At 32.4% G+C, this 12188-nt stretch carries 10 protein-coding genes and 1 pseudogene; 7 read left to right on the forward strand and 4 right to left on the reverse strand.

Annotation, left to right across the window (positions count from 1 at the left end; genetic code table 11):
- Positions 1–35 precede the first annotated feature (35 nt).
- The 3 genes from WPG_RS18025 to WPG_RS03745 all read right to left on the reverse strand — a co-directional run bounded on the left by WPG_RS18025 (position 36) and on the right by WPG_RS03745 (position 3977).
- Positions 36–215, reverse strand: a complete 180-nt coding sequence (locus WPG_RS18025; protein ID WP_144374411.1) for a hypothetical protein — start codon at positions 213–215, stop codon at positions 36–38.
- A gap of 183 nt (positions 216–398) precedes the next feature.
- A complete protein-coding gene (locus WPG_RS03740) occupies positions 399–2909 on the reverse strand; it encodes a DUF5686 and carboxypeptidase-like regulatory domain-containing protein (protein WP_045475130.1) in 2511 nt (836 codons plus the stop codon).
- Positions 2910–2999: 90 nt separating this feature from the next.
- Positions 3000–3977, reverse strand: a complete 978-nt coding sequence (locus tag WPG_RS03745; RefSeq protein WP_045469526.1) for a pyruvate dehydrogenase complex E1 component subunit beta — start codon at positions 3975–3977, stop codon at positions 3000–3002.
- A gap of 285 nt (positions 3978–4262) precedes the next feature.
- On the opposite strand from WPG_RS03745, the gene WPG_RS03750 reads away from it, so the two are divergent.
- The 5 genes from WPG_RS03750 to WPG_RS03770 all read left to right on the forward strand — a co-directional run bounded on the left by WPG_RS03750 (position 4263) and on the right by WPG_RS03770 (position 9484).
- Positions 4263–5009: an electron transfer flavoprotein subunit beta/FixA family protein gene (locus WPG_RS03750; RefSeq protein WP_045469529.1), complete on the forward strand. Its 747-nt coding sequence runs from the start codon at positions 4263–4265 to the stop codon at positions 5007–5009.
- A 10-nt stretch (positions 5010–5019) separates the two neighbouring features.
- Entirely contained in the window at positions 5020–5982 is a 963-nt protein-coding gene (locus WPG_RS03755; protein WP_045469532.1) for an electron transfer flavoprotein subunit alpha/FixB family protein, read from the forward strand.
- A 113-nt stretch (positions 5983–6095) separates the two neighbouring features.
- A complete protein-coding gene (locus WPG_RS03760; RefSeq protein ID WP_045469535.1) occupies positions 6096–6710 on the forward strand; it encodes a bifunctional nuclease family protein in 615 nt (204 codons plus the stop codon).
- 15 nt (positions 6711–6725) lie between these two features.
- The gene (locus WPG_RS03765; RefSeq protein WP_045469538.1) at positions 6726–8444 is read left to right on the forward strand and encodes a nucleoside transporter C-terminal domain-containing protein; all 1719 of its coding nucleotides are present in this window, start codon (positions 6726–6728) and stop codon (positions 8442–8444) included.
- 215 nt (positions 8445–8659) lie between these two features.
- Positions 8660–9484: a thymidylate synthase gene (locus tag WPG_RS03770; protein ID WP_045469541.1), complete on the forward strand. Its 825-nt coding sequence runs from the start codon at positions 8660–8662 to the stop codon at positions 9482–9484.
- 76 nt (positions 9485–9560) lie between these two features.
- Here the strand turns inward: WPG_RS03770 and WPG_RS03775 are convergent, their stop codons facing one another.
- A complete protein-coding gene (locus WPG_RS03775; RefSeq protein ID WP_045469544.1) occupies positions 9561–9863 on the reverse strand; it encodes an isoamylase early set domain-containing protein in 303 nt (100 codons plus the stop codon).
- A 287-nt stretch (positions 9864–10150) separates the two neighbouring features.
- Between WPG_RS03775 and WPG_RS03780 the strand changes: the two genes are divergently transcribed.
- Both WPG_RS03780 and WPG_RS03785 read left to right on the forward strand, forming a co-directional pair.
- Positions 10151–11083 (forward strand): dihydrofolate reductase, encoded by a 933-nt coding sequence (locus WPG_RS03780; RefSeq protein WP_045469547.1) that lies wholly within the window; start codon positions 10151–10153, stop codon positions 11081–11083.
- 183 nt (positions 11084–11266) lie between these two features.
- Positions 11267–12179: pseudogene (locus WPG_RS03785) on the forward strand (ABC transporter ATP-binding protein).
- Positions 12180–12188: the final 9 nt, after the last annotated feature.

Consider the following 12188-nt stretch of genomic DNA (forward strand, 5'->3'; position numbering starts at 1 on the left):
AATATTTCCGATAGTTTATTCGACTAATTTTATTGTCAACTCAAGGTTAACATATAATCTTGAAAGTTATTTTGATTTTGAATACTTAATTTCTCTCCAGTAATGGTTTCTATAATTCTTTTAATTGCTGGCATTCTACTTTCTATAAATCCTGCTAAAGCAAATCTTGTATTGGCTCTTTTTGGCCATTCTGTAGTTGAGAAAATACTTTTCAATTGGTTAGGGATATCTAATAGTCAATATGATTTATATCTAACGATAATCTTTCTAATATTTGGATTAACTGCAATATATATTGCATATACCGACACTTTTAGTTCAAAAAAATTATCAATAATAGAAACCATTATTAGTTTAATTATTGGAACACTATTTGCAATTTTTAAATAGTATTATCACTAAAAATAAAACCCAAAACTACCAGTTACACCAAACCTTCTGGCGCCAGGATTGTCTAAATAGTTACCTCTAAAATTAAAATCTATTCGTAATATTTTAAAAATATTAGCAACACCAATACTATACTCATAATAGACTCGAGTATCTGGTGCTAACAATGGAATCTCAGCAAGATTCCCAGTAGTACTTAAGGCAATATTATCATCTGAGAGTTCTCCCCAAACACCTCTTATACTTGCAATAGCTCTAAGGTTATATTTTTTTAAGAATGGTATTCTAGAAAATAAACGCCCATTAAAGTTATGCTCTACATGCATGGATGTATAAGTATCTGTAACAAACTCATAAAAATCTAACTGAGAAAAAGTATTGTAAATTGAAAAATAGGTTTGATTTCCTGGTACAGCACTTAATAATGCTAATGGTACATCACCAAATGTTTTACCTGCTTCAATAGATGTTGTTAGACGTCCAAACCCACCAACTTGCCATGGTTGAATATATGAAAACTGAACTTTTGTATAATCAAAATCACTATCAAACCAATTGCGATGACCACGACTCATTTGTGCAAAAAGACGCGCAAAATTATCGTTCTTATTTTTTCGTTCTACACCAAAACCTGTCATTTGTCGCTTTGGATAAAAGGCTAATGACAACCTACTCTCAAACTGTTTAACTTCTGACGAAATCCCAGTTGGAGATTCCATATCATTATAATCTAAACTAAAGGTTGGTGATGCAGATCGCAATTTCCTAAAACTTCCATCTAAACGAATTTCAAAATTCCTAGCTGGTTCTAAAGCAAAGCCTAAATTTGTTAAGTTAATATTGGTCAACTTATCGTTTGCTCCTGTACCAATTACTGCAGAAGATGCTAAACTCCGCCCTAAAACATCTGTAGAACTTGTTAAGCTTGCACCTATTTGCTCTACATCGCGTCTATTACCTCCAAAAATGGTGAATCGGCTCTTTTTATCTAATAACCACTTTCCTGAAATTCCATATTTAAACTTGTCATCTCTAAAACCGTAAGCTAAAAACCCTTCTAATCTCCAAGTATCATTTGGTCCGAAATAAGTACGTCCTCCTGTTCGCAATCTTAGACCTTCAACCTCGTTAAATCCAAAAGTTGAGAAGATAGGACCATAATCGAAATTAATACTTGGAAACTCAACATAACCAGAAGCTAAAATGCTTCCTAAGTTATAGAGTCGCTTAAACTTCTTTACAGTCTTTAAAGTATCTAACATTTTATAGACCCCTTTTTCGTCTTTATTTAAAGCTTCGAGTCTATTGTTTTGCCAAAAATCATCTTCTCTATTATAGACATCTTCATCATAATTATAAACAACCTTGTCATAATACTCTTTATCCTTTGGTTCATTAAATTTATAATTATCAAAGAGTGTTGTTCGTTTTCCATAAACACCTCTTGACTTTTCCTTCTTATTTAAAGCAAAGTCCGATAGAAAATAATCACGTTTTATAAGAAATACAGAATCATTTAAAACTTCGAATTCTTGTTCTATATATATTTCCTTTACCCAGTTAATATTGGCGCTTTTTGAAGCTTGAAGATTGATTTCCTTAATTGCATAAGTAGAATCATTAACCCAAAAATCACCTTTAAAGGTTAGTTCATTTTTACGTCTAGGATAATAAATAATATTGTAACACCATTTGTTATCTATAAAAGCACTATCAGACAACACATAGTTGTACGTTTGCACACCTGTGCGACTCAAAGGACTCACAAAACTTTTATCGAAAAATTTAAGGTAATTATCATAGACACTATATTCTGAATACAAATCATCTATAAAATCTATGATTACTTGATTATTACTAAAACCAGAATTTTTGTTTCCTTTTAAATCTTCTCGTTCTTTATTAAGAACATTATCTCCAGATATCTTTTTTACTGATTCATTTAAAAATATAGGCAGATAGGTTTTCCCTGTAACACTTGATGTATCAACTTCTTCAAAAACAAACTCCATACCTTTAAATAGTTTACTTTTTATTAAAGCACTATCTATAGTATTGAGATCAAATTCTACTTTTTCGTATTGATCATATTCATATTGCTTAAACTGATTTAAACCGTTTTGTCGTTTGCGTTTCCAAATCTCTTTAAGAATACGTATTGCAGGATTCTCAGATGCTTTTTTGGATTGTTTACCAGTAATAATAACAACCTCATTCAAAGAAGCAGCTTCTTCTTTTAGAGTGAATTTTAAATCGTAAGTAACACGTTTTGAAAGTGGTATTTCTAAAACCTCAAAACCAATAAAGGAGACAATTAAAGTTTCCCATGTCTCATCAGACTCTAAATAAAATTTTCCGTCTTCATTGGTAATTGTACCTTCCGTAGAACCTTTAAACAAAACATTAGCAAATGGAATAGGTTCGTTAAATTCATCGAATACATAGCCACTAACTTTAGTCTGCGCTATTGCAGAAAAAATACTGAGGCATAAAAAGGCTGTAAGTAATTTTATCTTCATATTTAAAAAATAAACTTCATCAACAACCATGCTAAACTATATCTAGAGGGTTACTAATGAAGTTTAAAAACGTAGAAAACTACGATTTATTTATTTATACATCACTTTTTTCACTGCTTTTATAACCGAGTCGCTATTTGGCAACCATTCGGCTAATAAAACTGGTGAATAAGGTGCTGGAGTATCAGCGGTATTAATTTTTACAATCGGAGCATCTAAATAATCGAATGCCTCAGATTGTACCAAGTATGTTAATTCTGTAGCTACATTACCGAATGGCCAAGCTTCTTCTAAAACAACTAATCTATTTGTCTTCTTAACAGACTCTAAAACAGCGTTCCTATCTAAAGGACGCACTGTTCTTAAATCTATAATTTCACAAGAAATACCTTCTTTAGCAAGCTCATCAGAAGCTTTGTAGGCTTCTTTTATAATTTTTCCGAATGAAACGACAGTAACATCAGTTCCTTCTCGTTTAATCTCAGCAACTCCAATTGGTATTGTGTATTCTCCCTCTGGCACTTCACCTTTATCTCCATACATCTGCTCACTCTCCATAAAAATTACGGGATCATCATCTCTTATAGCAGATTTTAATAAACCTTTTGCATCGTATGGATTAGAAGGTACAATAACTTTTAATCCAGGAGTGTTAGCAAACCAACTCTCAAAAGCTTGTGAATGCGTAGCAGCTAACTGACCTGCAGAAGCTGTTGGTCCTCTAAAAACTATTGGACACTTAAATTGTCCGCCAGACATTTGTCTAATTTTAGCGGCATTATTTATAATTTGATCAATTCCAACAAGAGAGAAGTTAAAAGTCATATATTCTACAATAGGACGATTTCCAGTCATTGTAGAACCTATGGCAATACCAGCAAAACCAAGCTCAGCAATTGGTGTATCGATAACACGCTTTGCACCAAACTCATCTAACATACCTTTAGATGCCTTGTAAGCCCCATTATATTCTGCTACCTCTTCACCCATAAGATAAATACTTTCATCTCTGCGCATTTCTTCGCTCATGGCTTCGCAAATAGCTTCTCTAAATTGAATTGTCTTCATTTAAGTTGTTTTTAATCGAACAACAAAAATAATAATAATTCAGTATAATTTTAAAATATTGAAGCGGATAAATTGTCGCTTCAATAGAAAAAATTTCCTGTTATTTTTTAGAGAAGATTTAGTCATTGAATTCTTAAAATAAGAAGGTTTTTCTACTAATTTCTTATTAAAATCTTCATTTTTATAAAAAAACAATAATTTTACTATGCATGCATAGTAAAATTCAAATTATTATATTTATCTTCGTCCTCAAGAAAAAAAGACGTTTAAATAATATAATTTTTTATGAAGATATTAGTATGTATTAGTCATGTTCCTGATACAACATCAAAGATTAATTTTACTGAAGGTGATACAAAATTTGACATCAATGGTGTACAATTTGTGATTAACCCTAATGATGAATTTGGACTTACACGAGCAATGTGGTTTAAAGAAAAACAAGGAGCTAGTGTAGATGTTGTTAACGTTGGTGGTGTAGAAACTGAGCCGACTTTAAGAAAAGCTTTAGCTATTGGCGCAGATGCTGCCATTAGAGTAAACACTCAAGCTACTGATGGTTTTTCCGTTGCTAAAGAATTAGCAAAAGTTGTTAGTGAAGGTGGATATGATTTAGTTATTGCAGGAAGAGAATCTATTGATTATAATGGGGGTATGGTTCCTGGTATGTTAGCTGGTTTAACGAACTCTAATTTTGTAGCGAATTGTATTGGTCTCGAAGTTGATGGTACAAATGCAAAAGCAGTTAGAGAAATTGATGGAGGAAAAGAAACTGTGAGTACAGCTCTACCTTTAGTAATTGGTGGTCAAAAAGGATTAGTTGAAGAAAGCGATCTACGTATCCCAAATATGAGAGGTATAATGATGGCTCGTAAAAAGCCTCTAACGGTTTTAGAACCTGCTGAAACTGGTGTTAAAACTAAAGCAATTAGCTTTGAGAAACCAGCTCCAAAAGGCGCAGTAAAATTGGTTGATGCAGATAATATTGATGAATTAGTAAGCTTACTTCATAACGAAGCTAAAGTAATTTAAAAAAAGAATTATGTCTATTATAGTATATACAGAATCCGAAAACGGAAAATTTAAGAAAGCTGCATTAGAAGTTGTGTCTTATGCAAAGTCAATAGCAGACCAAATGGGTTCATCAGTTACAGCAGTTGTTGTTAATGCAGATGATTTAGAAAGTTTAGGCAATTATGGAGCATCAAAGGTGCTTTCTATTAAAAATGATGCCCTCAATACATTTAATGCTAAAACTTACGCTTCTGCAATAGAACAAGCCGCGAAACAAGAAGCTGCAAATGTCATTGTAGTTAGCACTAGTGCAGATAGCAAATATTTAGCTCCTTTATTAGCAGTAGGGTTAGAAGCAGGTTATGTCTCAAATGTGATAGAAGCACCATCTAGTTTATCTCCATTTACAGTAAAACATACAGCATTTACAAATAAAGCATTTGCCAACACAGAAATTTCTACTGATATTAAAATAGTTGGTTTATCAAATAACTCTTTTGGTTTGGTTGAATCTGGAGGAAATGCTTCTATTGAAGATTTTTCACCTTCATTACCAGAATCTGGAGTTAATGTTGAATCTGTAGACAAAGCAACTGATAAAGTAAGTATTGCAGATGCAGAAACTGTAGTATCTGGCGGAAGAGGTTTAAAAGGTCCTGAAAATTGGGGAATGATAGAAGAATTGGCTGAAGTTTTAGGTGCAGCAACAGCTTGCTCTAAACCAGTATCTGATTTAGGTTGGAGACCTCATAGTGAGCACGTAGGACAAACTGGTAAACCTGTAGCTTCTAACCTTTACATAGCTATTGGTATTTCTGGAGCAATTCAACATTTAGCAGGTATTAATTCTTCTAAAGTAAAAGTGGTTATCAATACAGATGCGGAAGCACCTTTCTTTAAGGCTGCTGACTATGGAGTTGTTGGTGATGCTTTCGAAGTTGTACCAAAACTCATAGAAAAATTAAAAGCTTTTAAAGCTGCAAACGCTTAATTTTTTTATCTTGTACATTTACAAAAGGGCTGTTTAAATTAGCACCAAATCGAAATCACGTGATGTAGTTTGGTAAAGTCCTAATTTAAACAGTTCTTTGTGTTTTATAATTTATGAGCTTAGTTCGTTTAAATATCAAAGGCATTTCTTATAGCCAAACACAAAATGGTGCCTACGCATTAATTCTAAATGAAGTCGATGGTGACCGAAAATTACCTATCGTCATCGGAGCCTTTGAAGCCCAATCTATTGCTATTGCTTTAGAAAAAGAGATTCGTCCTCCAAGACCATTAACTCATGATTTATTTAAAAACTTCGCAGATCGTTTTGATATTGTAGTAAAACAAGTCATTATTCACAAGTTGGTGGATGGTGTATTTTACTCTAGTTTAATATGCGAACGTGATAAAATTGAAGAAATTATTGACGCCAGAACTAGTGATGCTATCGCATTAGCACTTCGTTTTCAAGCACCAATTTTCACTTATAAAAACATTTTAGATAAAGCCGGAATCTATCTTAAAGTAAATCCTAAAAAGGATGATGAAGAGCAAGATAGTATCCTTGTAGATGATATTGTTGCCGAAGAAATTGAAGCCGCAACTTTTGAACAGGAAGGTTATAAAGAAAAATCTTTAGAAGAACTTCACACCCTATTAGACGAAGCTGTAACTAATGAAGATTATGAAATGGCTGCCAAAATAAGAGATGAAATTTCTAAACGTTAACTAACATATACTTTTATGAATCAGTTTTTCAAGGCCCTACTTGCTATTTTTATTGGACTTTCATCAATTACAGCACAAGAGCTTGAAAAAACATGGAAATTTGAAGCTATTGAAAACATTTCAGGTAATTCACTTTTTAATATTTCTGAATCTGATAGTATTATTTTTAATAAAGGTGAATTTAATTATAACCTAAAAGCTAAGAATAACTTAAACGCTTCTGGAGATTATATGCTTCAGAATAATCTTTTAGTGTTTTATTACAGTCAACCAAATGATACAATTCGGCGTTATAAAATTCAAGATCTTACTGATTCTACTTTAGTTTTTTCCGAAAAAGATGTTACTTATAGATTTAGGTCTTCAAAAAAAACAGGATCTGAAATCGCACCTGTTACATCTTCTATATCTAATGATATTATTCCAAGTCAAGGGTTCTCTATAAATAGTTTATGGAGAGGTGTTTTAGGAATGATAACCTTAATATTTATTGCCTTTTTATGTAGTAGTAATCGTAAAGCTATTAATTGGAGGACAGTAGGGATTGGCCTAGCTTTTCAATTGTTAATCGCCATTGGCGTTTTAAGAGTTGGATTTGTTAAAAATGTTTTTGAATGGATTGGAGGACTCTTTGTAAGTGTTCTTGATTTTACAAGAGCTGGAAGTCAGTTTTTGTTTGAAGGTTTAGTAGTCGATATGGATACTTTCGGATTCATTTTTGCTTTTCAGGTACTACCAACAATTTTGTTTTTCTCAGCTTTAACATCGGTCTTATTCTATTTAGGTATTATTCAAAAGGCAGTAAAAGGTATGGCTTGGCTATTAACTAAAGCTTTAAAAATATCTGGTGCAGAAAGTCTTAGTGTTGCTGGTAACATTTTCTTAGGTCAGACTGAAGCACCATTATTGATTAAGGCCTATTTAGAAAAAATGAACAAGTCTGAAATTTTACTTGTGATGATAGGTGGAATGGCAACGGTTGCAGGAGCAGTACTTGCGGCTTATATCGGTTTTTTAGGTGGTGACGATCCTGCTTTACGTTTAGTATATGCAAAGCATTTATTAGCTGCATCTGTAATGGCAGCACCTGGAGCCATCGTAATTTCAAAAATATTATTCCCCCAAACTGAAGATATAAATACAGATGTCTCAGTGTCTCAAGAAAAAATAGGTGCTAACTTATTAGATGCTATTGCAAATGGTACAACTGAAGGTTTAAAACTTGCGGTAAATGTCGGTGCAATGTTATTAGTATTTGTAGCTTTTATAGCTATGATTAATGGTATTCTTGGATGGGTTGGAGATATAACAACACTTAATAATTGGATGGCAGAGAATACACCATACCAAAGCTTTTCACTCGAGGCTATTCTAGGAACAATATTCGCACCATTGATGTGGCTCATTGGAGTTGCCAAAGAAGATATGATGATGATGGGACAGCTATTAGGAATCAAATTAGCAGCAAGTGAATTTGTTGGTTATATACAACTAGCAGATTTAAAAAATGTTGCTAACGCAACACATCTTACTTATGAGAAATCAATCATTATGGCAACTTATATGCTTTGTGGGTTTGCCAACTTTGCTTCTATCGGAATACAAATTGGTGGTATTGGGTCTTTAGCTCCTGGTCAACGTAAACAACTTTCTAAATTTGGAATGAAAGCTTTGATTGGAGGTACTATTGCATCACTAATTTCTGCTACAATTGCAGGTATGATTATTGGGTAAACCAATTCCTGTTAAAGTATAAAGCTCATCAATAATAGTTAATAACTTCTCATATATAGTAAAGCATCAAATATTAAATTTTGATGCTTTTTTTTATTTTCGCTTTAAGTAATGTTTAACTGCAACACTGAGCTTGTCGATGTGTCTTTTTAGCATTTCATTCCTAAAAACTTAAGTTTAATTAAAAGAGATTCCTGCTTTTGCAGGAAATGCGCATGAAACAATATCACGACTTAGTAAAACACGTTTTAGCAGAAGGTAACGAAAAAGGAGATAGAACAGGAACAGGAACAAAAAGTGTTTTTGGTTATCAACTACGTTTTGATTTAAGCGAAGGCTTTCCGATGGTAACAACTAAAAAGTTACACCTTAAATCTATTATATATGAGCTGCTCTGGTTTTTAAAAGGAGATACTAACACTAAGTACTTAACAGAAAATGGTGTTAGAATTTGGAATGAATGGGCAGACGACAATGGTGATTTAGGACCAGTTTACGGCCACCAATGGAGAAACTGGGCAAGTGAAGAAATAGACCAGATTAAAGAAGTTATCTCAACTTTAAAAAGCAATCCTAATAGTCGTAGAATGTTAGTTTCTGCTTGGAATCCTTCCGTACTCCCAGACACATCAAAATCGTTCTCAGAAAATGTTGCTAATGGTAAAGCTGCTTTACCTCCATGCCATGCCTTTTTTCAGTTTTACGTAGCAGATGGAAAACTGTCTTGTCAATTATACCAACGTAGTGCAGATATATTTTTAGGTGTTCCTTTTAATATCGCATCTTATGCATTATTCACAATGATGATGGCTCAAGTTTGTGGTTATGAAGCTGGAGAATTTATTCATACGTTTGGAGATGCACACATCTACAACAATCATATGGAACAACTAGAACTGCAATTATCTAGAGATCCTAAACCATTACCTAAAATGATTCTAAATCCAGAAATTAAAAATATTTTTGATTTTGATTTTGAAGATTTTACGCTAGTAGATTATAATCCACATCCACATATTAAAGGAGTAGTTGCTGTATAAAGTAGAACAAATAAATAAAGCGTTTCTATTATTATATAGAAACGCTTTTTTAATGTTTTGGAGTAATTAGAACTACCTACACACTAAGCACACCATTCTCTGCTGCTGCATAGTCATTCCAAGCATAAGAATCTGCTTGTTCGTCGTTGATATAAGACTTACCATCAACTAGGTATCTAAACTCATAAGAATTGTCTTTCTCTAAATCAACAGTACCTTTAAAAGTACCATTTTTTAATTTTTTTAATTTTGTAGCTTTTTTAGTACTCCACTCGTTAAAGCTTCCAAGAACTGCTACACTTTTTGCCTCCTCTGCAGGAACAGAAAATGTTACCTTACAAACTGGCTTACTTTTTAAATACTGCTTTTTAATTGCCATAATAATAAATTTAATTACTAAACAAAAGTATAAAAGAAAAATACACATAATATCGATTAAAAGTCTAAAAACTAAAGAATTATCAATTTGATAAAATAGAGGTTGCTTTTTGTTTAAGTTCACAAAATTTAAACAGTAATTTTAATGGATTAATAACACACACAAAACATCCTTTATACCTGATTATCAACTATATCGATTTCGAAAATAAGAATCACATAATGACATAAAATCACGATAACGATTTAGTAAAAAAATAGGTATCTTTATCTTATTAAATTTGAATTATGTTCGGTAAGAAAAAACCAGTTTCAACTATAGATAAAGACCAATTAGAACTCATTGAAAATGCTCAAAAACGCATTAGGCAAAAAAAGCGTTTATATGTTCATTTTGTCATCTTTTTGATTGGTGCTGTATTTTTAATTTTAGCCAATACTGTTTTGGGCATCGGTAAAGATTTTAAAATTGCTGGAATTGATTGGTTTGTTTATGCAATTTTAGTTTGGTTATTTCTTTTTGCTTATCATTTTTTTAATGTCTTTGTTACCAATAAATTCATGAATAAAGACTGGGAAAAACAACAACTAGAAAAATTAGTTAGTCAACAACAACAGCGCATTGATAAATTAAAGCAAGGATTACTAAAAGAGGAGACAGAAATAGCAAAATCTGAAGCCTACAACGAAGCAAAATCTAAGGAATCAGCTTCAGAAAAAAAAAACTCCAATGAGCTAACCATTATTGTAGCTGCTGGTGAAGATAATGCTATAGGAAAAGATAATGACCTCATCTGGTATTTAAGTAATGACCTTAAACGCTTTAAAAAGTTAACAAGTGGTCACCATATCATTATGGGACGAAAAACATTCGAGAGTTTCCCTAAACCATTACCTAATAGAACACATATTGTTATTACAAGGCAAACAGACTATAAAGCTCCCAGTGGAGTTATTATAGTCAATAACCTCGAGGATGCTATTGATGCTGCTAAAAAAGATAGTCAACCATTTATAATTGGTGGTGGAGAAATCTATAAACAATCTATGGATTTAGTTGATAAACTTGAAATTACTCGAGTTCATTCAACTTTTAATAATGCAGATACTTTCTTCCCAGAAATTGATAGTACTAAATGGAAAGAAGTTAGTAGAACAAGTCATGATGCTGATGAAAAACATGCACATGCGTTTTCATTTATCACTTATTTGAGGAAATAATACTCGACTTCTTTTATTGTTTTCTTTTTCTTATTTCTAAAATAAGCAGGCAACCGTTTTCTCCTTTTTAGCGTCTTTATATATAAAGAGTTACCTTGAAAACGCAAAAAAGCGACTCGGAATGTAACGCTTTACTAAATGAGTCGTCATATTTAAAACTAATCAATCAAAAAATACTTTCCAATGAGTACATTAACAATCAACAATTTATCAAAAACATATGCTAATGGTGTAAAAGCTTTAGATTATGTAAGTTTAGAATTAGAGAACGGAATGTTTGGGTTATTAGGCCCAAATGGAGCTGGTAAATCTTCTCTAATGCGAACGTTAGCTACATTGCAAGAAGCCGACTCAGGAACAGCTACTCTAGATGATATTGACATTCTAAATCAACCTGCAGAAATACGAAAAGTATTAGGGTATTTACCACAAGAGTTTGGTGTTTATCCTCGTATTACAGCAGAACAATTATTAACTCATTTAGCTATTTTAAAAGGCATTACAAATGCTAAAGAACGTAAACTATTAGTTGACTATCTTTTAAATAAAGTAAATAGTTGACTATCTTTTAAATAAAGTAAACCTATATGATAAGCGTAAAAAATCTGTAAAAGGCTTTTCTGGTGGAATGAAACAACGTGTTGGTATTGCCCAAGCACTTATAGGAAACCCAAAACTTATCATTGTAGATGAGCCAACTGCTGGACTAGATCCTGGTGAACGTAATCGTTTCTATAATTTATTAGCTGATGTTGGTAAAGAAGTTATTGTAATTCTCTCAACACACATAGTAAGTGATGTAAGAGAACTTTGCACTAAAATGGCAATTATGAACTTAGGAGAAATCGTTTATCATGGTTCTCCAAAAGATGCTACAGAAGCGCTTAGCGGTAAGGTCTTCCAAAAAATAGTGAGTAGAGACGAGCTTCAGAATTATGCTAACGACTATAAAATTATTTCAAATAAAATGGTAGGTGGACAACCGCTTATACATGTGTTTAGTGATGAGCATCCACAAAATGGATTTGAGCCAGTTGCGCCAGGTTTAGAAGATGTTTTCTTTTCTAAAATTAATACGTCTAACGTACTTGTCTAATCAATCCTA

Source organism: Winogradskyella sp. PG-2, assembly GCF_000828715.1.
Taxonomy (GTDB): domain Bacteria; phylum Bacteroidota; class Bacteroidia; order Flavobacteriales; family Flavobacteriaceae; genus Winogradskyella.

Excerpts from the sequence above, each read along its gene's own strand:
- WPG_RS03745 (WP_045469526.1), bottom strand. The coding sequence starts at position 3,977 with ATGAAGACAATTCAATTTAGAGAAGCTATTTGCGAAGCCATGAGCGAA.
- WPG_RS03770 (WP_045469541.1), top strand. The coding sequence starts at position 8,660 with ATGAAACAATATCACGACTTAGTAAAACACGTTTTAGCAGAAGGTAAC.
- WPG_RS03765 (WP_045469538.1), top strand. The coding sequence starts at position 6,726 with ATGAATCAGTTTTTCAAGGCCCTACTTGCTATTTTTATTGGACTTTCA.
- WPG_RS03760 (WP_045469535.1), top strand. The coding sequence starts at position 6,096 with ATGAGCTTAGTTCGTTTAAATATCAAAGGCATTTCTTATAGCCAAACA.
- WPG_RS03755 (WP_045469532.1), top strand. The coding sequence starts at position 5,020 with ATGTCTATTATAGTATATACAGAATCCGAAAACGGAAAATTTAAGAAA.
- WPG_RS03775 (WP_045469544.1), bottom strand. The coding sequence starts at position 9,863 with ATGGCAATTAAAAAGCAGTATTTAAAAAGTAAGCCAGTTTGTAAGGTA.
- WPG_RS03750 (WP_045469529.1), top strand. The coding sequence starts at position 4,263 with ATGAAGATATTAGTATGTATTAGTCATGTTCCTGATACAACATCAAAG.
- WPG_RS03740 (WP_045475130.1), bottom strand. The coding sequence starts at position 2,909 with ATGAAGATAAAATTACTTACAGCCTTTTTATGCCTCAGTATTTTTTCT.
- WPG_RS03780 (WP_045469547.1), top strand. The coding sequence starts at position 10,151 with ATGTTCGGTAAGAAAAAACCAGTTTCAACTATAGATAAAGACCAATTA.